Source organism: Halomonas alkalicola (assembly GCF_030704205.1).
In the GTDB taxonomy this organism is placed as follows: Bacteria; Pseudomonadota; Gammaproteobacteria; order Pseudomonadales; family Halomonadaceae; genus Halomonas; species Halomonas alkalicola.
Genome location: NZ_CP131913.1, coordinates 3,252,680 through 3,273,136 on the forward strand (window position 1 = coordinate 3,252,680; position 20,457 = coordinate 3,273,136).

Sequence of the window (20,457 nt, forward strand, 5' to 3'; positions counted from 1 at the left end):
GCTAGCGGTATCTCGTGCCGCTGGCCGCCCCGCTGGTATCATGGGGCCATCATTCGCTGTGGAGTGCCTCCCCTTGACCCTGACCACGCCGGCGCTGCTGTTTCCGGCCATCTCGCTGCTGCTGCTGGCCTACACCAACCGCTTCCTGGTGCTTGCCCAGCTGATCCGCAAGCTGGCCGACGAGGAGCGCAACCAGCACCAGGAGACCAACACGCGGCAGATCCTGCTGCTGCGCCGGCGGATCTCCCTGACCAAGCGCATGCAGCTGGCCGGGGTGCTTAGTTTTCTGCTCTGCACCCTGTCAATGTTCGCCCTCTTCCTGTCGCTCCAGCTCACCGGCATGGTGCTGTTCGGGGTCAGCCTGGTGACGCTGTCGGTATCGCTGATCTACTCGCTCTGGGAAATCCAGATCTCCACCAATGCCCTGAACGTGCAGCTTCAGGACATCGAGGATCTGTTGAGCGCGGGAAATCCCCGCACCGGGCGCCGGGGAGGTGACGCATGAGCAGGGTGCCATCCGAGCTGCTGCTCTACTGCCGTCCCGGGTTCGAGCGCGACCTGGCCGAGGAGCTGGTCGACAAGGTCGCCGCGGCGGGCTGGGCAGGTGAGGCCGTGCAGGGGGTGGGCGGGGGCTTCGTTCGTTTCTGCGTGGCGAATGGAGAGCCGGCCAATGGGCTGCATCGTGCCCTGCCGCTCACCACGCTGGTGTTTGCTCGCCAGAGCCTTGTGGCGCTACCGCCGCTGGCGCTGGACAGGGAGGATCGCCTCTCGCCGATCACCGAGCAGGTGGTCGAGTCCGGCTGGAGCTTCGAGAGCATCTGGCACGAGACGCCGGATACCAACGATGGCAAGGCGCTGGCCGGGCTGGCCAAGGCGCTGTCGCGGCCGCTGGAGTCGCTGCTTAAGAAGCGCGGGGCGCTGCGTCGCAAGGCCGGGGGGCGACGGCTGCACCTGCTGTGGAGCGCCGGTGATTGCGTCCAACTGGGCATGAGCTTTCCCGGCAATCGCAGCGAGGAGCCAGGCGGGATCCGTCGCCTGCGCTTTCCCAGGTCGGCCCCGAGTCGCTCAACGCTCAAGCTCGAGGAGGCCTGGCATGAATTCGTGCCGCGCGCAGAGTGGGACGAGCGCCTGGCCGAGGGGATGCAGGCCGCCGACCTGGGGGCGGCGCCCGGCGGCTGGACCTGGCAGCTCGTTCATCGCGGCATGCATGTCTATGCCATCGACAACGGTCCCATGGACAAGGCCCTGATGGCGACCGGTCAGGTGGAGCACCTGCGCGAGGACGGGTTCGTGTGGGAGCCGCCCTACCGGCTCGACTGGCTGGTATGCGATATCGTCGACAAGCCGGCCCGGGTCGAGGCCATGATGGAGCGCTGGCTGGTGCGGCGCTGGTGCCGCGAGGCGGTGTTCAATCTCAAGCTGCCGATGAAGCGTCGCTGGCCCGAGGTGGTGGCCTGCCTGGGGCGGCTGGAGCAGGCGCTGGCCAGTGCAGGGGTTGCCGCGGAGGTGAGCTGTCGTCACCTCTACCATGACCGGGAAGAGGTGACGGTGCACGTGCGGCTGCGTGACTAGCCCCCCGGCTGCCCGTTGAGCGACAGCCGGGGCGACCCTGGCCGCCAGCGTCAGTGGGTGGTCGGCTCGTAGATGCGGATGCGCTCCTCTTCGGTGAGCAGCGGCAGCAGGCGCTGCATCACCCGGGAGCGCTCCTCGCTGGTGTACCATTCCTTCCAGGCGCGCAGGTCGCGCCACTTGGTGATCATCAGGCGCCGCTCGCTGTGGCCGAGTTCGACGAGGCTCTCGCCGCCCACGAAGCCGCGCGCGCCGAGGGATTCCCGCATCGCTTCCCGGGCGGCTTCCTCGTACTCCTCCTCGAGCCCCGGCATGATCCGGCGTTCGATAATGATCTTGATCATCTAGCTTGCTCCCAACAGAGTTATTCCCAACGACGAGGCCATCGATGGTTGATTCCCGTGACGTCCAGCCCGAGGCGGCGCCCGACTTTCAGGTCGAGCTCGACACCACCGGGCTCTACTGCCCCGAACCGATCATGCTGATGCACAACAAGGTGCGTGACATGCGCTCCGGCGAGGTGCTCAAGGTCATTGCCAGCGATCCCGCCACTACGCGGGATGTGCCGAAGTTCTGCCAGTTTCTGGGCCATGAGCTGGTTCGCCAGGAGGAGCTCGAGGGCAGCTACCGCTACTTTATCCGCTTGGGCTAATTCTGTCCCGCGGCTCAGCCCGGCGGCGTGTCGCCGGGCTCCGGCATCACCATCAGCGCCAGTGCCTCGAGCGTGGCAGGATCCTCGCGACGAATGCGGTTGGCGATCTGGCGCTGGAAGAAGTAGACCACGCGGTGGCGGCTATGGCCGGGGTAGAGGCAGGGATCGCCGGGCAGGATCGGGGTTGACTCCACCAGGCGCTCATCGGCCAGCAGCGCCTCGACGCCACCGTCGCTGTAGAGCCGCCAGCCGAACACCTGCTTGAGCTGCCAGGGAGCATCGCCTTCGTCCATGCACAGGGCGTGGGTGCCCTGGGTCTCGGGGATCTGCTGGATGAGGGTGACCTGCTCGGTCTCCTCGTAGTCGAAGTAGGCGGCCGCGTGCTCGAGCTCGAACACCTTGTGCTCGGGCGCCTGCTCGAACAGCTCCTCGGTCTCGGGGTCACGATAGCCGACGAAGCTGCCGTGCTCCGGATCATCCAGGCGATGGCAAGGGGTCAGAGCCTCCATCCAGGGCACCATGCCGACCACCTCTCCATCCTCGCGCAGGCCCCAGGCCAGCAGCGGCATGCCGTAGAGGGTGTCGGGGCTCGAGGCCAGGCGATAGACCATCTCGAGGCCGTCAAGCTCAGGCGCCAGGCGAATCAGCCGCCGCCTGGCTTGCAGGCGCTGGCGCATCGTTTCCAGGTCGATGACCCGGGCGGGGCGGTGTGACAGCGGGATTCCCATGACGTCTCTCCAGATGCTGCGTGATCACGGCATCGGCGCGGGGAGCCAGGCTCCACGGCCGCTCGGAAGCGCACTGCGTCACTCTGGCTTCCACCAATAGCACAGACGGTGGGGGAGGTTAAGCCCTGTCGCACATCCGCTGCCTCACCGGCAGCGCTCTGCCAGGGTGCTGCGCAGGGCCTGATGGTGATCGCGGGCGGCTTCGAAGGCGGGCAGGGGGGCCGCTGCAGACTCCCGAGAGAGCCATTCCCGGTGGTAGGCGCTGACCGCGTCGGGAGGGGAGTCCAGCGAGCCGAAGAGGGGCTCGAGCCCGGCCAGCCAGGCCTGTGCAGCGCCGCTGAGCGCCTCCAGCCACTGCGCTAGCCACTCGTCGTGCTCGGCCTCCTCCAGGGCCGGCGTGAGGCAGCCGTCATGGCGCGCCAGGGCACGCTCGGCCAGCGCCGAGGCCTCCTCCAGGCGCTGGGTGGCGAGCACCAGGGTGCGCAGCAGTTCGGCGGTGTAGGGCCGCTCGTTGAGGGCGCGCAGATGTCCCTCCAGGGCCTCCGGGTCGGGTGGGGGGACGTCGTTCGCTGCGCTATCGGTCTGCGCTGGCAGGTCGGTCAGCGCCTGCAGATAGGCAAGCGCTGCCAGCTGCGCCTCCGGGGGCGCCAGGGCGTCCGCCGGCAGCGGCGCGCTCACCCGCGAGAAGCTGCCGGCCCACTCCTCGGAGCCGAACAGCCCATTCCAGGCCGCCCGGGGCAGCTGCTCCGTCTTGGTCCTGGTCAGGCGCTCGAGCCGTTCGCGATCCGCATCGGCCAGCCGCTCGGGGACCTTGCTCTCCAGGCAGTCGCTCAGGCGCTGCCACAGCGTCAATTCGTAGCGCCACACCTGGCTTGCCGGCGCCACCCGCCCGAGGGTGCTGTTGCGCTCCGCGACGAGGGTGGTGATATGGCATTCGCGCAGCGCAAAGACGTTGAGCAGCCCCTCCCGCGTCTCGGGGATCACCACCAGACGCTCACGCGGGCCGGGAAAGGCGCCGATTTTGTCGGGGGCGGCCGGGGTGGGGGGCGCCAGGTCGAGGCGCCGAGCCAGCTCGCGCTGATAGTCGACGAGCCGGTCGTTGCTGTCGCCGCCGCCGCTGCAGGCGGCCAGCAGGCCACCCAGCCCCGCGACCAGCAGCCGGGCAGGGCCGCCGTTAACGAACGCCCAGCGCATCGTAGCTGCCCTCCGCCGCTGCCGCGCTGATCCGCCTGAGGCGCTCGCCGAGCAGGAGGGCCGCCACGGTGAGGCCGCCGATCAGGCCGACCCAGTAGCCGTGCACGCCCATCGGCTCGATCACCCCGAGCAGGCCGCGGGTGCCCAGCCAGTGGCCCCCGGCCAGCCCGACCAGCCAGTAGGAGGCCAGGGTGATCAGCATGATGATGCGGGTGTCCCGGTAGCCGCGCAGGGCGCCGGCCAGGTTCACCTGCAGGGAGTCCGAAAGCTGGAAGATCATGGCCAGTAGGACCAGCGAAAGGGCCAGTCGTTGCACGGCCGCGTCGTGGGTATAGAGGGCGATGACCGGTTGCGCGGTGAACCACAGCAGGGCGCTGTTGAGCAGCGCGACCATCACGCTGGCGGCTATACCGAAGGTGGCCACCTGGCGGGCAAGGGCCGGCCGCCCCTGCCCCAGGGTATTGCCGACCCGTACCGTCAGCGCCATGCTCAGCGAGAGCGGCAGCATGAAGAGGATCGAGGTGTAGTTGAGCGCTACCTGGTGGGCCGCCACGGTGATCTCGCCGAGGCTGGCGATGAGCAGCGCGATCACGGTGAACAGGGTCACCTCGACGAAGATCGCCACGCCGATGGGCACGCCCACATGGAGCAGTTCACCGATCATCTTCAGACGCGGCGGGGTGGGCGAGTGCCACAGCGAGACCTCCCGATAGGCCGAGGCGCGACGGGTATAGAGGGCCATGGCGAGGCACATGGTCCACAGCGACAGCGCCGTGGCGATGCCGCAGCCCAGGGCGCCCAGTGCCGGGAGCGCCTGAACCCAGGCCGGCAGCCCGTCGCCGAACAGGGCGGTGAGGCCGTCGCCACCGTGGATCAGCACATAGTTGCTGGGGATGTTGACGGCCAGGCCGATCAGGCTGATCCACAGCGAGGGGCGGGTATGGTTCATGCCGTCGGAGAAGGCGCGCAGCGCCTGGAACAGCGCCGCCCCGGGCATGCCGAAGGCCACGGCCGCCAGATAGGCCGCCGAGCGGCTGGCCACCTCCTCGGGCACCGCCATCAGCACGAAGATCGGCTGGACGGCGAACCACAGCAGCGCTGCCGCCGCGATGCCCAGCACCAGCGCCACCCACAGGGCCTGATGCACATTGGGACGAATCTCGGTGAGGCGCCGCCCCCCCAGCAGCTGCGCCACGATGGGCGTCAGCCCCATCAGGGTGCCGGTCATGAACAGCATCAGCGGCAGCCACAGGCTCGAGCCCACCGAGACGGCGGCCAGGTCGGTGGCGCTCAGCCGGCCGGTCATCATCACATCGGCCACGCTCATGCCAGCCTGGGCCAGCTGGGCGCCGCAGATCGGCAGCGCCAGGGCCAGCAGCGGGCGCGTTTCCCGGCGGCCGGTAGTGAGCAGGCGGGCGAGGGGGGTGAACAAGGTCGGGCGCTCCATGCGATCAGGGGTCAGGCCGGGCGGGGAAACCGCTCACTATAGCAATGCCCAGGGGTTTTGGCCCGCGGCGCCAGCCGCCTATAATGGCGGTCCCCCCATGCCCGTGGAGCCTGCGTGACTCACCGACTCGAGGATGTCATCGCCCTGTTCGATGGCCTGTTCCAGGAGACCTTCCGTACCCGCCTGGTTCGCGGTGGCGATGAGCCGCTCTACCTGCCCGCCGATGCCGACACGCCCTTCCACCGGGTGATCTTTGCCCGGGGCTTCTATGCCAGCGCCCTGCACGAGATCAGCCACTGGTGCATCGCCGGCGAGGCGCGCCGGCAGCGGGAAGACTACGGCTACTGGTACCTGCCGGACGGCCGCGATGCCCGGGAACAGCGCGATTTCGAGGCGGTGGAGGTAGCGCCCCAGGCGCTGGAGCTGCTCTTCTCGCGGGCCTGTGGTCTGCGCTTCCATATCAGCGTCGACAACCTGGGCGGCGACGTCGAGGTGGATCGCGAGGCCTTCCGCGCGCGGGTCGAGGCCAGGGCCGAACGCTACGAGCGGGAGGGACTGCCGCGCCGCGCCGCGGCCTTCCGCTGCGCCCTGCAGGGCTACTACCGGGAGGGCGTAGGCCTTGCGACCGCCATCGCCGCGGGAGGTCGCCTCCTGGCGCCCGAGGGGGAAGTGGTGGTGTGACAGCGGCCGTCCGTGGCGGGCGAAGTCGGCTAGGCTGAAGGCGTTCCCCCTGGCAGCCGGAGTCCGCCGTGGCCACACCTTCCTTGCCTTCTCCCGACCCGCTGCCCCAGGAGCAGCGCTTTCTCGACGCCCTCGACCAGGACCGCTGGCCCGCGACCGGGCATGGCGGGGACCTCGACGAGGCGGCCCTGACCCCCGAGGCGCTGGTCGAGCTGTTCGAGTCCCAGCTGATGAGTCGCCATCTGGACCTCCAGGCCCGTCGCATGCAGGCCCGAGGCGAAGGCTTCTATACCATCGGCAGCGCCGGCCATGAGGGGAATGCGGCGATTGCCCGGGCCCTGCGACCCACCGACCCCGCCTTCCTGCACTATCGTGACGCCGCCTTCCTGATCGAGCGCAGCCGCCAGCGGCCCGGCCAGGCACCGCTTCGGGACCTGCTGCTCAGCTTTGCGGCATCGCGGGACGACCCGATCTCCGGGGGGCGCCACAAGGTGCTGGGCTCCCGGGGGCTCAACGTGCCGCCCCAGACCAGCACCATCGCCTCCCATCTGCCCAAGGCGGTGGGCGCGGCCCACAGCCTGGGGCTGTGGCGTCGCCTGGGCGGCGGCGGCGAGTGGCCGGCCGACAGCCTGGTGCTGTGCAGTTTCGGCGACGCCTCCTTCAACCATTCCACCGCCCAGGGGGCGCTCAATGCCGCCGGCTGGGCGGCCTATCAGGGCGCCCCGCTGCCGCTGGTGATGGTCTGCGAGGACAACGGCATCGGCATCTCCACGCCCACGCCCTCCGGCTGGATCGAGGCGAGCATGGGCACCCGTCCCGGCTTCCACTACCTGGCCTGCGATGGTCTAGACCTGATCGACACCTGGCGCACCGCCCGGGAGGCCGCGCACATCGCGCGCCACCGCAAGCAGCCGGTGTTTCTGCATATGCGCTGCGTGCGGCTGTTCGGTCACGCCGGCTCCGATGCCCAGCAGGCCTACCTCTCGCCGTCACGCATCGCCGCCGACGAGGCCCGCGACCCGCTGCTCTACGGCGCCGGCCTGCTGCGTCGTCACGGGGTGCTCTCCCGGGACGAGATCGCCAGCCGCTACCGGCGCATCGGCGAGGAGGTGGCACGGTTCGCCGAGGAGGCGATTCGCCGCCCGAAGCTGGTCTCGGCCGCCGAGGTGATGGCCAGCATCGTGCCACCCTCGCGTCCCGGGCGACGGCTGACGGACCCGGTCGAGGTCGAGTCGGCGCCCCTCCCGGGCACCATGGCGAAGCTGCTCAACCAGGCCCTGCAGCGGCTGATGGCCAGCTACCCCCACCTGGTGATGGCCGGCGAGGATATCGGCCGCAAGGGGGGCGTCTACGGGGTGACCCAGCGGCTGCAGGCCCGCTTCGGCCCACATCGCGTGATCGATACCCTGCTCGACGAGCAGAGCATCCTGGGGCTCGGCATCGGCCTGGCCCACAACGGCCTGGTGCCGCTGCTGGAGATCCAGTTCCTGGCCTACCTGCACAACGCCGAGGACCAGCTGCGCGGGGAGGCGGCAACGCTGAGCTTCTTCTCGAATGGCCAGTTCACCAATCCCCTGGTGGTGCGCATCGCCGGGCTCGGCTACCAGAAGGGCTTCGGCGGGCACTTTCACAACGACAACGCCATCGCCGTGCTGCGCGATATCCCGGGCCTGCTGGTGGCCTGCCCGTCGAATGCCGCCGACGCCGTGGGGCTGCTGCAGGAGGCGGTGCGTCTGGCCGACGAGGCGCAGCGGGTGGTGGTCATCATCGAGCCGATCGCGCTCTACCATACGCGCGACCTGCTGGAGGAGGGAGACGATGGCTGGTGCTTCCCCGATCCGGGGCCGACGCACTGCCTGCCGGTGGGTGAACTCGGCCAGTGGGGCGAGGGCGTCGACCTGGCCATCATCACCTATGGCAACGGCGTCTACCTGGCCCGCCAGGCGGCCGCGGAGATCGACCCGGCGGGTCAGCGGCTGCGCATCGTTGACCTGCGCTGGTTGACCCCCATCGACCACGACGCCGTGCACCGGGCGGTCGCCGGCTGCCGGCGGGTGCTGGTCGTCGACGAGTGCCGCCGCTCGGGCTCGCCCAGCGAGGAGCTGATCACCGGCCTGGTGGAGCGGGGCATGGCGAGCGAGCGTCTGGCGCGGCTGACCGCGGAGGACAGCTTCATCCCGCTGGGGCCGGCGGCCACCGTGACGCTGCCCTCCCGGGCGAGGATCATCGAGCGCGCCCGGGAGCTGCTGGCCGGGGCCTGACGCCGGCTCAGGCCTCGTCGTCGCCGGCCTGGCTGTCGTCGATGTCGAAGTCGTTGTCGATGGTGCCATCGAGGTCGGCGCCGCTCATGCGCTGGTGGAGGTGCAGCATCACTTCCACCTCGTGCTCCGGGCGCAGCGGCTCCAGGCCCAGCTCGCCGAACATCTCGCCGCGGGCCCGGGACCATTCGCCGGGGGGAATGCCGTTGTAGAGGCTCTCGGCGGGCGCCAGCTCCACGAAGGGGTCGAGGCCGTAGGTGTCGAACAGCCGCGACAGGGCGGCCTCGTCGTCGCTGACCCCGGCGGTGTAGAGGGTGTCGCTGAAGTGGTCGTTCTCCAGCTCGCGGATCACATCCAGCGGGCTCACGCCCATGCTGTTGAGCTCCTCGAGGCTGTACTCCCCCAGGGAGATCATCTCGGCGTCGAGCCAGTCGTCCTCGGGCTGTATCAGGGTGTGCTTGACGCGCCCGTCGGGCAGCGTCCAGGCGATGGCCAGTGGCAGGCCGCCATCCTCGCCGGTCTCCACGGCGATAAAGCCGGGCAGGTCGGGCATGTTCAGGTCTCCTGGTGTGTCGGGGTCAGGGCCGGGCGGCCGGCAGGCGGAAGAAGGCGCGGGCGGTGTCGCTGGTGGCCCTGGCCAGTGCTTCCTCATCGATGCCGCGCCAGTGGGCGATCTCGCGCACGATCCACGGCAGCAGCGCCGGCTCATGGCGTCTGCCCTTGAGTTTGGCAGGTAAATTGCGCGGCAGCAGGTAGGGGCAGTCGGTTTCCACCATCAGGCGGTTCAGGGGAATCTCGCCGACCAGCTCACGCAGGTGGTGGCCACGGCGCTCGTCACACAGCCAGCCGGTCAGGCCGATGTGCAGGTCGAGATCCAGGTAGCCGAAGAGGGTGTCGCGGTCCGCGGTGAAGCAGTGGACCACGGCGTCGCCGATATCGTCGCGGAAGGCGTGGAGCATCTCGCGCATGCGCCGGCCCGCGTCGCGCTCGTGCAGGAACAGCGGCTTGCCGCACTCCACCGCCAGGCCCAGCTGGGCCTCGAAGGCGCGCTCCTGCTCGGCGGGGGTGGAGAAGTTGCGGTTGAAGTCGAGCCCGCACTCGCCCACCGCCACCACCTCGGGCTGGCGGTGGAGGTCGGCCATGGCAGCGGCGAGGCCGGCATCCCAGCGGCTGGCGTCGTGGGGGTGCACCCCGGCGGTGGCATACAGGGCCAGGCCCGGTTCGCTGCACCGGCGGGCCATCGCCACCGCCTGTTCGGCATGCTCGCGGTCGGTGCCGGTGAGGATCAGGGCGGTGACGTTGGCCGCCCTGGCGCGGCCGAGCACCGCGGGGAGGTCACGGGCGAAGCTTTCGTGGGTCAGGTTGGCGCCGATGTCCACCAGCGGCGCCGCCGCGCGCAGGCGCAGGGCCTCCGGCAGGAAGTCATCGAAGGGGGCGGTCGGGTCAGCCAAGGGGTAGCTCCTGTGGTCGTGATGTCCGGGATGTCGCGGCGCGGCGCAGTGTACTCGGGATCGCGAGCGCTCACCATGGCGGCACGGCCACGTCGGGCCGGAGTTGCGCTACACTAGCCGCCTTCGCGATTCGATGAGGTGTGCGCGTGACCCTGCTACGTCTGGAACAGCTGCAACTGGCCTACGGTACCCATGTCCTGCTCGACGGCGCCGACCTGGTGCTGGAGAGGGGGGAACGGCTGGCCCTGGTGGGGCGCAACGGCACCGGCAAGTCGACGCTGCTCAAGCTGGTGTCCGGCGAGATCCTGCCCGACGGCGGCAATATCTGGCGCGCCCCGGGGCTCAAGATCGGCGTGCTCGCCCAGGACCTGCCCGAGGCCTCTGGCCAGACCATCTTCGACGTGGTGGCCGGCGGCCTGCCCGAGGCCGGCGAGCTGCTCTCCGAGTACCATCACCTGATCCACGAGGACGAGCCCGACATGCGCCGCATGGCCGAGCTGCAGACGCGCCTCGAGGCGATCGACGGCTGGTCCTTCCACCAGCGCATCGACGTGGTGCTGACCCGCCTGGGGCTGCCCGAGGACGCCGAGATGGCCGCGCTCTCCGGCGGCTGGCGCCGGCGCGTGGCGCTGGCCCGGGCGCTGGTCGCGGAGCCCGACCTGCTGCTGCTCGACGAGCCCACCAACCACCTGGATCTCGACACCATCGCCTGGCTCGAGGAGCAGCTGGCTGCCTTCAACGGCGCGGTGCTCTTCATCACCCACGACCGCGCCTTCCTGTCGAAGCTGGCCACGGCCATCCTCGAGCTCGACCGCGGGCGCCTCGGGCGCTACCCGGGGGACTACGCGAAATACCAGACCCAGAAGGCCCACGAGCTGGAAGTGGAGGCTCGCGAGAATGCCGAGTTCGACAAGAAGCTCGCCCAGGAGGAGGCGTGGATCCGCCAGGGCATCAAGGCGCGGCGCACCCGCAACGAGGGGCGGGTGCGGGCCCTGGAGCAGCTGCGCCGCGAGCGCGGTGAGCGCCGCGAGCGCCAGGGCAAGGCCAGCCTCAGCGTGGACAGCGGCGAGCGCAGCGGCAAGCGGGTGGTGGCGCTGGAGCACGTCACCCAGCGCTTCGGCGACGAGGCGGTGATCCGCGACCTCTCCCTGGAGATCCAGCGCGGAGACCGCATCGGCTTCATCGGCCGCAACGGCGCCGGCAAGACCACCCTGCTCAAGATCCTGCTCGGCGAGCTTGCGCCCAGCGAGGGCAAGGTGCAGCTCGGCACCAAGCTGCAGGTAGCCTACTTCGACCAGCTGCGCGGGGGGCTCGAGCCCGAGAAGAGCGTCTACGACAACGTGGCCCAGGGCAGCGATCGGGTCACGGTGGGCGGTCGCGACCGCCATGTAATGAGCTACCTGCAGGACTTCCTGTTCACCCCGGAGCGGGTCCGCCAGCCGGTCAAGGCGCTCTCGGGGGGAGAGTCCAACCGCCTGCTGCTGGCCAAGCTGTTCACCCAGCCGGCCAACGTGCTGGTGCTCGACGAGCCCACCAACGACCTCGACGTGGAGACCCTGGAGCTGCTCGAGGAGCTGCTGCTCGATTTCGACGGCACCCTGCTGCTGGTCTCCCACGACCGCGCCTTCATGGACAACGTGGTGACCAGCGTACTGGCCTTCGAGGGGGAGGGACGGGTGCGCGAGTACGTGGGCGGCTATACGGACTGGGTGCGCCAGGGCGGCAAGCTGCCCCCGGCGCCCTGGGAGGGAGCCGCCCGCCAGCGGGTCGAGCCGTCCCGGACCACCGAGGAGATGGCCGAGCAGTCGCCGCCGACCTCGAAGGCGGCAGCGGCGCAGGAGCCCTCAGCGGGAGGAGGGAAAAAGCCGGCCAAGCTCTCCTACAAGCTGCAGCGCGAGCTCGATGCCCTGCCGGCCGAGATCGAGCGGATGGAAGGAGAGGTCGCCGCGTTCGAGGCGAAGGTGGGCGATCCGGCCTTCTACCAGCAGGACGCGGCGACGGTCACGGCCACCCTGGAGGCGCTGGGGGCCCTGCAGGCCGAGCTGGACGCCGCCATGGAGCGGTGGATGGAGTTGGAGGCCCTCGCCGCCGGGGAGTAATCAAGGCAAAGCCTTATTAAAGATAAGGATGCGCTGATTGGCGTCGCGAGCGAAGATAGGCTGGTCGCCGCCGGAGCGCAGCTCCCGGAGTGTAGCTCGCTACATGAGGAGAGCGAGCACCGCCGGCGGCCAGGATATCGAGCGCAGCAGACAAGCAGCGCTTCCGTTACTCGGCGCTCTCGCCCTTTTTGCCCACCCGAACGGCGAGGACATCGCACTGGGCGCCGTGCAGCACGCCGGTGGAGGTGGAGCCCAGCAGCAGGGCGAAGCCGTGACGGCCGTGGGAGCCGACCACGATCAGGTCCACGCCATTCTCCTCGGCGAAGCGATGGATCTCGGTGTCCGGCATGCCCACCAGCACGTGCTGGTTCTCCTTGGCCACGTGCGGGTCGGCGATCTCGGCCAGGCGCTGCTTGGCATGCTCGTCGAGCTGGTCCTGGATGCTGGTGAGATCCATGGGGATGTCGCCACCGTAGGCGAAGCCCAGCGGCTCCAGGGTGTGCATGATGGAGAGCTTTGCATTCTGGTTGCGCTCGGCGATCTGGGCCGCGCGCTCCAGGACCTTGTGGGAGTCCTTGGTCAGGTCCACGGCGACCAGGACGTGGCGGTATTCGTTGCTCATGGCAGGGCTCCTAGTGGATATCGAGATGAAGCAGGATGCCTTCACTCTAGGCCGCCTGACACGGCAAGACAACGACTTGTATCAAGACTCACGCATCAACCCGATCTGGAGATGGCGATGACCTGGTTCTTCATCCTCTTTGCCCTGCTGCTGGTGGTCTCGCCGGTGATGTGGCTCAAGCCCAGTCCGCGGCAGCGGCGCATCTCGGCGCTGCGCACGGCGGCGATCAAGACCGGGCTCACCGTCAAGCTGGAGAAACCGCCGCTGCACGGCATCGAGACGACCATGCCCGCCTATCGCTGGCGCTATCCCCAGGAGCGCCCCGGTCCCGATTTCGTGCTGGTACGAGACGACCACGCCAGCGCGGCGCTGAAGGCCTTCGCGCACGGCTGGCGCTGGCGGCGGGAGCCGCTGCGCCCGCTGCCCGAGGCGCTGGAGGTCCGCCTCAAGGCGCTGCTGGAGCGGCTGCCTCAGGATGCCATCGTGGTGGAGTCCCACCGGCATGCGCTGACGCTGTGGTGGTGGGAGTCTCAGGACTTCCCGCGCTTCTCCACCTACCTGGAGGACTTCGTGGCGCTGCGTGATGCCCTGGCCGGGCGACCGGACGACGGCGCCGTCTCGGTGCCCCTAGGGCAGCCCCGGGCTTAGCCCCGGGCTTAGCCCCGAGTCTAGCCCCGGGCCTTCTCCTCGGCGTCGCGGGCTTGGATGGTCAGGCCGTTGTCCTCGATGCGGGAGAGCAGTTCGGCCAGTGTCGCCAGGTCCTGGTCGCTCATGCCCGCGAACATCTCGCTGCGGGCCTCGCGTACCACGGCGTCGATCCGCTCGAGCAGCGGGGTGGCCTCGGGGGTGAGAAAGACTCGCTTGGTGCGGCGGTCCTGGTCGCAGGGGCGCCGCTCCACCAGTCCCTGGCGGGAGAGCTGGTCGAGGGTGCGCACCAGGGAGGGGGCCTCCACGCCGATGGCGCGAGCCAGGTCGCACTGGGGCTGGCCGTCGCCGAGTCGCCACAGGTGGTAGAGCGTCACCCAGCGCGTCTGGGTCAGGCCCAGGGGCGCCAGGCGCTCGTCGATGATGGCGCGCCACAGACGTGGCAGGCGGCCGAGCTGGAAACCGATATTTTCATGCATGAGTCTGGGCATTCCATGGGCGTTCGCTGGATTTTGTGAACTCGACGCGTGGAATGCAAGCGGGCTTATCATTTCACGCCTCCCGTCACTCTTCCCTGGCGCCGCCATTCGCCCCGGCGGGGGTGTCGCCCTGGTCTGCCGTCGGCTCCGCCGCCGGGCCGTCGTCATGCCGCCCCGGCACCAGGCGACGCAGGCCCAGCCCCTGCACGCCGCTCAGCAGCTCCCGCCCGTCGGCCAGGCTGGCCTCCCCGTCATCGGTCACCCGGAAGCGTATGACCCCGATGCGCTGACCGCTGTCGGTCATCACGTCGATCCGCCAGCGACCCGCGGGGTCGTCCGGGAAGTTCTGCTTGCGGCTCCAGGCCCGATAGCCCGCCTCCCGGCCGCCCTCGATGGTCAGCGCGATGCGATCGACCTCCTGCCCCTCCTGCCGCCAGACATGGAACACCTCCTCCCTGAGCCCGCGCGGCGCGCGGATCGCCGTATAGGCGTAGAGCCCGCTTCCGGCCAGCGCCTCGATGCGCGCCTGCAGCTGGCTCACTCGGGGTGCCTCCGGTCGCTGGTCAGGCGGGGGGGAGGATGGGGGCATGGCGCGCGGCTACCCTGTGGGGTGTCATCGTGAAGCCTAGCACCCGGGGGTGATGAGAGGGGCGTCGAGGCATCGGCGACGGGGGGGTTGACGCGCCGGCTTTCGTGACCCAAGCTGTGCGCATTCAAACGGCCGTATGAAATCGGGAGATTCGCGGATGATCTATCAGGGCAATGCCATCACGGTGACGCGCGGCGGCGACGATATCGCCACGCTCACCTTCGACCTGCAGGGCGAGTCGGTCAACAAGCTCTCCAGCGCGGTGATCGCCGAGCTGGAGCAGGCGGTCAAGGCCATTCAGGCCGAGAGCGGCCTGGCCGGACTGGTGCTGGCCAGCGCCAAGGAAGCCTTCATCGTCGGTGCCGACATCACCGAGTTCCAGGCCATGTTCGGCAAGGGCGGCGAGTTCCTCGAGTCGATGCTGCACCGGGTTCACGGCATCTTCAATGCCATCGAGGACCTCCCCTTTCCCACCGTTACCGCCATCAACGGTCTGGCCCTGGGCGGCGGCTGCGAAGTGCTCCTGACCACCGACTTCCGGGTGATGGGCGACAAGGCCCAGATCGGCCTGCCCGAGACCAAGCTCGGCATCCTGCCCGGGTGGGGCGGCTGCGTGCGCCTGCCGCGCCTGATCGGCGCCGACAACGCCATCGAGTGGATCGCCGGTGGCACCCAGAACCGGGCCGATGCCGCTCTCAAGGTGGGGGCCGTGGATGCCGTGGTGCCGGGTGAGCAGCTCGAGGCTGCCGCGCTGGACATTCTCGCCCGGGCCAACGCCGGCGAGCTGGACTACCGCGCGCGCCGCGAGGAGAAGATGCAGCCGCTCAGGCTCGGGCCCATCGAGCAGATGATGGCCTTCGAGACCGCCAAGGGCTACGTGGCCGGCAAGGCGGGCCCCCACTACCCGGCGCCCGTCGAAGCGATCAAGGTGATCCAGAAGGGGGCCGGGGAGGAGCGCGCTCGGGCCCAGGCCATCGAGGCCAAGGCCTTCGCCAAGCTGGCCATGACCGAGGTGGCCTTCAACCTGGTCGGCCTCTTCATGAGCGACCAGGTGGTCAAGAAGAAGGGCGGCCAGTTCGAGAAGCAGGCGCGCCCGGTCAAGCAGGCCGCCGTGCTCGGCGCCGGCATCATGGGCGGCGGCATCGCCTACCAGAGCGCCTCCAAGGGCACCCCGATCCTGATGAAGGACATCAAGGAGGAGGCGATCCAGCTGGGGCTCAAGGAGGCACGCAAGCTCTTCACCAAGCAGGTGGAGCGCAAGAAGCTGACCCCCGAGCAGATGGCGGAGAAGCTGGCCAACATCCGCCCGACGCTGACCTATGGTGACTTCGGCAGCGTCGACCTGGTGGTCGAGGCGGTGGTCGAGAACCCCAAGGTCAAGGGGGCGGTGCTGACCGAGGTCGAGGGACTGGTGGGCGAGGAGACCATCCTGGCCTCCAACACCTCCACCATCTCCATCACCCGCCTGGCTTCGAGCCTCAAGCGTCCCGAAAACTTCTGCGGCATGCACTTCTTCAACCCGGTGCACCGCATGCCGCTGGTGGAGGTGATCCGCGGCGAGAAGACCTCTGACGCTGCCGTGGCGGCCACCGTGGCCTACGCCCGCGCCATGGGCAAGACCCCCATCGTGGTCAACGACTGCCCGGGCTTTCTGGTCAACCGCGTGCTCTTCCCCTACTTCGGCGGCTTCAGCCAGCTGATGGCGCAGGGCGCCGACTTCCAGCGGGTCGACAAGGTCATGGAGAAGTTCGGCTGGCCCATGGGTCCCGCCTACCTGCTCGACGTGGTGGGCATGGACACCGCCGTGCACGCCGGCGAGGTGATGGCCGAGGGCTTCCCGGAGCGGATGGGCAGCCTGGGCGGCAATGGCGAGAAGAGCGCCATCCAGGCGATGTTCGAGAACGACCGTCTGGGCCAGAAGAACGACAGGGGCTTCTACGCCTACGAGGAGGACCGCAAGGGCAAGCCGAAGAAGGTCAGCGACGAGGCCGCCATCGCCCTGGTCAAGAGCGTGGCGAAGGAGAGCCGCGAGTTCTCCGACGAGGAGATCATCAGTCGCATGATGGTGCCGCTCTGCCTGGAGACCGTGCGCTGCCTGGAGGACGGCATCGTCGGCACGCCCGCCGAGGCGGACATGGCGCTGATCTACGGTATCGGCTTCCCTCCGTTCCGTGGCGGTGCGCTGCGCTATGTCGACGCCATGGGCGTGGCGGCCTTCGTCAAGCTGGCCGATGGCCTCGCCGAGGAGCTGGGGCCGCTCTACGCCCCCACCGAGAAGCTGCGCGAGATGGCCGCTGCCGGCGAGACCTTCTATGCCGCCCCGGCCCAGGCCTGAGCCCACCACCACGAACAGGAGTAACAGAACGATGAGCTTGAACCCGAGAGATATCGTGGTGGTCGACGGCGTACGCACCGCCATGGCCAAGGCCAAGAACGGCGCCTTCCGCCACGTGCGCGCCGAGAACCTCTCCGCCGCGGTGATGCAGGCGCTGTTTACCCGCAACGCCGGCCTCGACCCCAGCGAAGTCGACGACGTGATCTGGGGCTGCGTCAACCAGACCCTCGAGCAGTCCATGAATATCGCTCGCAACGCGGCGATCATGACCGGGATTCCGCGCAGCGTGCCGGCCCAGACCGTCAACCGCCTGTGCGGCTCCTCCATGACCGCGCTGCATATCGCCGCCGCCAACATCAAGGCGGGCATGGGTGACTTCTACGTCATCGGCGGCGTGGAGCATATGGAGCACGTGCCGATGGCTCATGGCGTCGACGTCAACCCCGCGGCCAGCAAGCATGCCGCCAAGGCGGCGATGATGATGGGCCTGACCGCAGAGCTCCTGGGCAAGATGCACGGCATCTCCCGGGAAGACCAGGACAAGTTCGGCGTGCGCTCCCACCAGCGCGCCCAGGCCGCCATGGAGAAGGGCTACTTCGACAACGAGATCATCGGCGTCGAGGGCCACGACGAGCGCGGCTTCAGGATCCTGTTCAAGCGCGACGAGGTGATTCGCGCCGATGCCAGCCTCGAGAAGATGGCCGAGCTCAAGCCGGTCTTCGACCCGAGAGGCGGTACCGTCACCGCCGGCACCTCCTCGGCGCTCTCCGTAGGCGCCTCCGCCATGGCGGTGATGAGCTATGAGCGGGCCCAGGCCCTGGGCCTCGAGCCCATCGCCCGGGTGCTCTCCACCGGCGTGGCGGGCTGTGACGCCTCCATCATGGGCTACGGCCCGGTGCCGGCCTCGAAGAAGGCGCTCAAGGCCGCCGGCCTCACCACCGATGACATCCAGACCGTGGAACTCAACGAGGCCTTCGCTGCCCAGGGCCTGCCGGTGCTCAAGGACCTTGGCCTGCTCGACGCCATGGAGGACAAGGTCAATCTCAACGGCGGGGCCATCGCACTCGGCCACCCGCTGGGCTGCTCGGGCTCACGGATCTGCACCACCCTGCTCAACGTGATGCAGCAGCGCGACACCACCCTGGGGCTTGCCACCATGTGCATCGGCATGGGCCAGGGCGTGGCCACGGTGTTCGAGCGCCTGAAGTAGGCGCTTACGGCCATCCGACAGACAGCGGCGGCGCCCTCGGGCGCTGCCGCTGTCGTTGTGGGCCACGTGGGGTGACAGGCTACAGGATGCCCGCCTCGAGCCCCGCGGCCATGGCCATGGCGAGCTCCTCCACCTGGTCGGCGAAGCCCGCCTGCCACTCGCCGCGCAGGATCAGCGGTTCCTGTGCCCAGCGCCAGCGCAGCCCGGTGACGATGCCCTCCACGGCGCGGCGGGTGCCGGTGCCGTCGTGCCCTGCGCGCACATAGAGCGCACAGGGCAGTCCCTGCTTATCCTCCAGCACCGGGTAGTAGCAGCGGTCGAAGAAGTCCTTGGTCAGCCCCGCCATATAGCCGAGGTTCTCGGTGGTGCCGAGCAGGATGGCGTCGCAGGCGCGGACGTCGTCCGGGCCTGTGTCGAGCGGTGCCTTGACCACCACCTCGACGCCCTCGATCTCGGGGTGGCGGGCGCCGCGCTCGGCCGCCTCCGCCAGGGCCCGGGTGTTGGGAGAGGGGGCATGTGTGACGATCAGCAGGCGCCTGGGCATGTTGACAGCTCCTTCGTTGTTTCCCACGCTGAACCGGCACTTACCCGGTTTATCCAAGGAGGATCACCGATGGCCTTTGCCCTGTCGACCCTGCGACTCACCAGCCCCGTCTTCGAAGACGGCGGCGCCATTCCCGCCAGGCACACCGGCGAGGGAGACGACATCTCACCGGCGCTGGTCTGGCAGGGGGCGCCCGAAGGCACCAGGGGTTTTGCGCTGATCTGCCACGACCCGGACGCGCCGCTGGTGCAGAACGGCACCTATGGCTTCGTGCACTGGGTGCTCTACAACATCCCGGCCTCCGTCACCAGCCTGGAGGAGGCGACCCGCGTCGGCACTCGGGGCAAGAACGACTTCGGCAAGCTCGGCTACGGCGGCCCCATGCCGCCGGAGGGGCATGGGGCGCACCGCTACTACTTCTGGCTGCTGGCCCTGGACAAGCCCACCGACGACCTGCCCGAGGGGCTCAAGATCCACGATCTGCTGGTCAAGGTTGAGCCCCACCTGCTGGGCATGAACCGCCTGGTGGGCATCTATCAACGCGGCTGAGGCGAGGGTGCCCCCGCTGGCCCCGCTTCGGGTCTACTACGACGGGCTCTGCCCCGGCTGCCGGCGCGATCGCGCCCGCTACGAGCGCTGGGCCGGCGAGCTGGGGGAGAGCGTGCGCTGGTGCGATGTGACCGAACACCAGCAGACGCTGCGCGACAAGGGCGTTGACCCCCAGGCGGCGCTGCTCTCGCTGCATGTGGAGGAGGCCGACGGGACCCTTCGGGAGGGCATCGACGCCTACATCTTGCTGATGCGCAGGGTGCCGCGGCTCAAGCCCCTGGCCTGGCTGATCGGCCTGCCCGGGCTCAAGCCGATGCTGCGCAAGCTCTACGATGGCTGGGTGCGGCGGCGGCTGACCCGGGAGGGGCGCCTGCCCTGAGCCGCTGGTCGATCACCCGGTGATGTGCCGGGCAGCTCTTTCCTGGGGGAGCAGGGCGGCGTGGACCATGGCGTTGACCGGTGTGGCCACGCCGGCCTCGCGCCCGAGGCGCACCACGGCGCCGTTCTGGGATTCAAGCTCCGAAGGGAGGCCGGCCATGATGTCGCGCTGCATGGAGGCGGTGCTCGCCTCGGGCAGGGCGTCGATGAAGTGCAGGGCGGGGGCCGCGGCATCCGCCGGCAGCGCCACGTCCCTGGCGCGGGCCACCGCCTCGATCTCGGCCAGCAGCTGCTCGATCATCGTGCGGGTCTCGGGCAACGTACGGGTCACCCCGATGGGGGCCCGGGTCACGCTGCCGATACCGCTCATGGCGCAGATGAACAGGAACTTGCTCCACACTGCCACCTGGATGTCATCGGGGATCTCGGCGGTGACGCCCCGGGCCTGGTCGAAGGCGGCCTTGAGGCGCAGGGCGCGCTTGCTGCGGCGGTTGTCGCGTTCGCCGAAGCGCACGAAGGGTGAGACGCCGGCGTGGCGGATATGCCCGGGGGCCTCGCGCCAGGCGAGGATGCCGCAGAGGCCGTCCAGCACATGGGCCTGGCCGAGGATGCCGGCGAGGGTGTCGGCGGCCTCCACGCCGTTCTCCAGCGGCACCACGAAGGTGTCCGGGCCGATCATCGGCCGGATCGCCCGCGCCGCCTCGGCCACCTGCCAGGACTTCACGGCCACGAGGACCGCATCGACGGCGCCCACTCGGCTCGGGGCGTCGCTGACCTTCACCTGGGCCAGGTGCAGGTCGCCCTCGATGCTTTCGACCCGCAGGCCATGGCGTTGCATCTCGGCAAGGTGCTCGCCCCGAGCGATGAAGGTCACGTCGTGTCCGGCCTCGGCCAGGCGTGCACCGAAGTAGCCGCCCACGCCGCCGCTGCCCATGATCGCCAATCGCATTGTCTCTCCCTCGTGATTGCCTGGACCGACTGACAGCCTACACCCGAATCGCGGGTCTCACATCGCGACCTTGGCCTT

General features: G+C 69.3%; 22 protein-coding genes. 11 read left to right on the forward strand and 11 right to left on the reverse strand.

Annotated features, from left to right (window positions below; all coding sequences use genetic code 11):
* Positions 1-73 precede the first annotated feature (73 nt).
* Together B6N23_RS15270 and rlmM are read left to right on the forward strand one after the other, a co-directional pair.
* Complete coding sequence (locus tag B6N23_RS15270; protein ID WP_305500423.1) at positions 74-505, forward strand: DUF2721 domain-containing protein; 432 nt, start codon at positions 74-76, stop codon at positions 503-505.
* Positions 502-1,572: a 23S rRNA (cytidine(2498)-2'-O)-methyltransferase RlmM gene (rlmM, locus tag B6N23_RS15275; protein WP_305500425.1), complete on the forward strand. Its 1,071-nt coding sequence runs from the start codon at positions 502-504 to the stop codon at positions 1,570-1,572. The genes B6N23_RS15270 and rlmM overlap by 4 nt, the downstream gene beginning before the upstream one ends.
* Before the next feature lie 50 nt (positions 1,573-1,622).
* Here rlmM and B6N23_RS15280 read toward each other — a convergent pair whose 3' ends face one another.
* Positions 1,623-1,913 carry an antibiotic biosynthesis monooxygenase family protein gene (locus B6N23_RS15280; RefSeq protein WP_110070446.1) on the reverse strand — a complete coding sequence of 97 codons (291 nt, stop codon included), beginning with the start codon at positions 1,911-1,913 and terminating at the stop codon, positions 1,623-1,625.
* Between the two features lie 44 nt (positions 1,914-1,957).
* On the opposite strand from B6N23_RS15280, the gene tusA reads away from it, so the two are divergent.
* Positions 1,958-2,221: a sulfurtransferase TusA gene (tusA, locus tag B6N23_RS15285; protein ID WP_305500428.1), complete on the forward strand. Its 264-nt coding sequence runs from the start codon at positions 1,958-1,960 to the stop codon at positions 2,219-2,221.
* A gap of 14 nt (positions 2,222-2,235) precedes the next feature.
* Here tusA and B6N23_RS15290 read toward each other — a convergent pair whose 3' ends face one another.
* From B6N23_RS15290 to B6N23_RS15300, 3 genes are all read right to left on the reverse strand, one after another.
* Positions 2,236-2,949: a hypothetical protein gene (locus B6N23_RS15290; protein WP_110070448.1), complete on the reverse strand. Its 714-nt coding sequence runs from the start codon at positions 2,947-2,949 to the stop codon at positions 2,236-2,238.
* Positions 2,950-3,093: 144 nt separating this feature from the next.
* A complete protein-coding gene (locus B6N23_RS15295; protein ID WP_305500430.1) occupies positions 3,094-4,143 on the reverse strand; it encodes a DUF3080 family protein in 1,050 nt (349 codons plus the stop codon).
* Positions 4,124-5,575 carry an MATE family efflux transporter gene (locus tag B6N23_RS15300; protein ID WP_249322167.1) on the reverse strand — a complete coding sequence of 484 codons (1,452 nt, stop codon included), beginning with the start codon at positions 5,573-5,575 and terminating at the stop codon, positions 4,124-4,126. Before B6N23_RS15300 ends, B6N23_RS15295 begins: the two co-directional genes overlap by 20 nt.
* Before the next feature lie 129 nt (positions 5,576-5,704).
* Here B6N23_RS15300 and B6N23_RS15305 point away from each other — a divergent pair, with 129 nt between their 5' ends.
* Positions 5,705-6,271 carry an elongation factor P hydroxylase gene (locus B6N23_RS15305; RefSeq protein ID WP_119023376.1) on the forward strand — a complete coding sequence of 189 codons (567 nt, stop codon included), beginning with the start codon at positions 5,705-5,707 and terminating at the stop codon, positions 6,269-6,271.
* 68 nt (positions 6,272-6,339) lie between these two features.
* Entirely contained in the window at positions 6,340-8,532 is a 2,193-nt protein-coding gene (locus B6N23_RS15310) for a thiamine pyrophosphate-dependent enzyme (protein ID WP_305500434.1), read from the forward strand.
* A gap of 7 nt (positions 8,533-8,539) precedes the next feature.
* On the opposite strand, the gene B6N23_RS15315 is transcribed toward B6N23_RS15310, so the two are convergent.
* Both B6N23_RS15315 and B6N23_RS15320 read right to left on the reverse strand, forming a co-directional pair.
* Positions 8,540-9,082 carry a hypothetical protein gene (locus B6N23_RS15315; RefSeq protein ID WP_249322165.1) on the reverse strand — a complete coding sequence of 181 codons (543 nt, stop codon included), beginning with the start codon at positions 9,080-9,082 and terminating at the stop codon, positions 8,540-8,542.
* Positions 9,083-9,107: 25 nt separating this feature from the next.
* A complete protein-coding gene (locus tag B6N23_RS15320) occupies positions 9,108-9,980 on the reverse strand; it encodes a TatD family hydrolase (protein ID WP_169958820.1) in 873 nt (290 codons plus the stop codon).
* A 146-nt stretch (positions 9,981-10,126) separates the two neighbouring features.
* On the opposite strand from B6N23_RS15320, the gene B6N23_RS15325 reads away from it, so the two are divergent.
* The gene (locus tag B6N23_RS15325; RefSeq protein WP_305500438.1) at positions 10,127-12,079 is read left to right on the forward strand and encodes an ATP-binding cassette domain-containing protein; all 1,953 of its coding nucleotides are present in this window, start codon (positions 10,127-10,129) and stop codon (positions 12,077-12,079) included.
* Between the two features lie 166 nt (positions 12,080-12,245).
* Here the strand turns inward: B6N23_RS15325 and B6N23_RS15330 are convergent, their stop codons facing one another.
* Positions 12,246-12,701, reverse strand: coding sequence for a universal stress protein (locus tag B6N23_RS15330; protein WP_169958818.1), 456 nt, complete (start codon positions 12,699-12,701; stop codon positions 12,246-12,248).
* 117 nt (positions 12,702-12,818) lie between these two features.
* Here B6N23_RS15330 and B6N23_RS15335 point away from each other — a divergent pair, with 117 nt between their 5' ends.
* A complete protein-coding gene (locus B6N23_RS15335) occupies positions 12,819-13,349 on the forward strand; it encodes a preprotein translocase subunit YajC (RefSeq protein WP_305500445.1) in 531 nt (176 codons plus the stop codon).
* Between the two features lie 20 nt (positions 13,350-13,369).
* Here the strand turns inward: B6N23_RS15335 and slyA are convergent, their stop codons facing one another.
* Together slyA and B6N23_RS15345 are read right to left on the reverse strand one after the other, a co-directional pair.
* Positions 13,370-13,825 (reverse strand): transcriptional regulator SlyA, encoded by a 456-nt coding sequence (gene slyA, locus B6N23_RS15340; protein WP_119020611.1) that lies wholly within the window; start codon positions 13,823-13,825, stop codon positions 13,370-13,372.
* Between the two features lie 85 nt (positions 13,826-13,910).
* Positions 13,911-14,366: a DUF2914 domain-containing protein gene (locus B6N23_RS15345; RefSeq protein WP_369424694.1), complete on the reverse strand. Its 456-nt coding sequence runs from the start codon at positions 14,364-14,366 to the stop codon at positions 13,911-13,913.
* A gap of 205 nt (positions 14,367-14,571) precedes the next feature.
* Here B6N23_RS15345 and fadB point away from each other — a divergent pair, with 205 nt between their 5' ends.
* Positions 14,572-16,749: a fatty acid oxidation complex subunit alpha FadB gene (gene fadB, locus B6N23_RS15350; RefSeq protein ID WP_305500451.1), complete on the forward strand. Its 2,178-nt coding sequence runs from the start codon at positions 14,572-14,574 to the stop codon at positions 16,747-16,749.
* 31 nt (positions 16,750-16,780) lie between these two features.
* A complete protein-coding gene (fadA, locus tag B6N23_RS15355) occupies positions 16,781-17,959 on the forward strand; it encodes an acetyl-CoA C-acyltransferase FadA (RefSeq protein WP_305500453.1) in 1,179 nt (392 codons plus the stop codon).
* Positions 17,960-18,038: 79 nt separating this feature from the next.
* Here fadA and B6N23_RS15360 read toward each other — a convergent pair whose 3' ends face one another.
* On the reverse strand, positions 18,039-18,503 hold the full coding sequence (locus B6N23_RS15360) for a flavodoxin family protein (protein WP_302139067.1): 465 nt from the start codon (positions 18,501-18,503) through the stop codon (positions 18,039-18,041).
* A 69-nt stretch (positions 18,504-18,572) separates the two neighbouring features.
* On the opposite strand from B6N23_RS15360, the gene B6N23_RS15365 reads away from it, so the two are divergent.
* Positions 18,573-19,052: a YbhB/YbcL family Raf kinase inhibitor-like protein gene (locus B6N23_RS15365; protein WP_302139066.1), complete on the forward strand. Its 480-nt coding sequence runs from the start codon at positions 18,573-18,575 to the stop codon at positions 19,050-19,052.
* 7 nt (positions 19,053-19,059) lie between these two features.
* Positions 19,060-19,431: a thiol-disulfide oxidoreductase DCC family protein gene (locus B6N23_RS15370; RefSeq protein WP_302139065.1), complete on the forward strand. Its 372-nt coding sequence runs from the start codon at positions 19,060-19,062 to the stop codon at positions 19,429-19,431.
* 12 nt (positions 19,432-19,443) lie between these two features.
* Here B6N23_RS15370 and B6N23_RS15375 read toward each other — a convergent pair whose 3' ends face one another.
* Entirely contained in the window at positions 19,444-20,379 is a 936-nt protein-coding gene (locus tag B6N23_RS15375; protein ID WP_305500457.1) for a 2-dehydropantoate 2-reductase, read from the reverse strand.
* Positions 20,380-20,457: the final 78 nt, after the last annotated feature.

Excerpts from the sequence above, each read along its gene's own strand:
- rlmM (WP_305500425.1), top strand. The coding sequence starts at position 502 with ATGAGCAGGGTGCCATCCGAGCTGCTGCTCTACTGCCGTCCCGGGTTC.
- B6N23_RS15280 (WP_110070446.1), bottom strand. The coding sequence starts at position 1,913 with ATGATCAAGATCATTATCGAACGCCGGATCATGCCGGGGCTCGAGGAG.
- tusA (WP_305500428.1), top strand. The coding sequence starts at position 1,958 with ATGGTTGATTCCCGTGACGTCCAGCCCGAGGCGGCGCCCGACTTTCAG.
- B6N23_RS15290 (WP_110070448.1), bottom strand. The coding sequence starts at position 2,949 with ATGGGAATCCCGCTGTCACACCGCCCCGCCCGGGTCATCGACCTGGAA.
- B6N23_RS15295 (WP_305500430.1), bottom strand. The coding sequence starts at position 4,143 with ATGCGCTGGGCGTTCGTTAACGGCGGCCCTGCCCGGCTGCTGGTCGCG.
- B6N23_RS15315 (WP_249322165.1), bottom strand. The coding sequence starts at position 9,082 with ATGCCCGACCTGCCCGGCTTTATCGCCGTGGAGACCGGCGAGGATGGC.
- B6N23_RS15330 (WP_169958818.1), bottom strand. The coding sequence starts at position 12,701 with ATGAGCAACGAATACCGCCACGTCCTGGTCGCCGTGGACCTGACCAAG.
- B6N23_RS15335 (WP_305500445.1), top strand. The coding sequence starts at position 12,819 with ATGACCTGGTTCTTCATCCTCTTTGCCCTGCTGCTGGTGGTCTCGCCG.
- slyA (WP_119020611.1), bottom strand. The coding sequence starts at position 13,825 with ATGCATGAAAATATCGGTTTCCAGCTCGGCCGCCTGCCACGTCTGTGG.
- fadB (WP_305500451.1), top strand. The coding sequence starts at position 14,572 with ATGATCTATCAGGGCAATGCCATCACGGTGACGCGCGGCGGCGACGAT.
- fadA (WP_305500453.1), top strand. The coding sequence starts at position 16,781 with ATGAGCTTGAACCCGAGAGATATCGTGGTGGTCGACGGCGTACGCACC.
- B6N23_RS15360 (WP_302139067.1), bottom strand. The coding sequence starts at position 18,503 with ATGCCCAGGCGCCTGCTGATCGTCACACATGCCCCCTCTCCCAACACC.
- B6N23_RS15365 (WP_302139066.1), top strand. The coding sequence starts at position 18,573 with ATGGCCTTTGCCCTGTCGACCCTGCGACTCACCAGCCCCGTCTTCGAA.
- B6N23_RS15375 (WP_305500457.1), bottom strand. The coding sequence starts at position 20,379 with ATGCGATTGGCGATCATGGGCAGCGGCGGCGTGGGCGGCTACTTCGGT.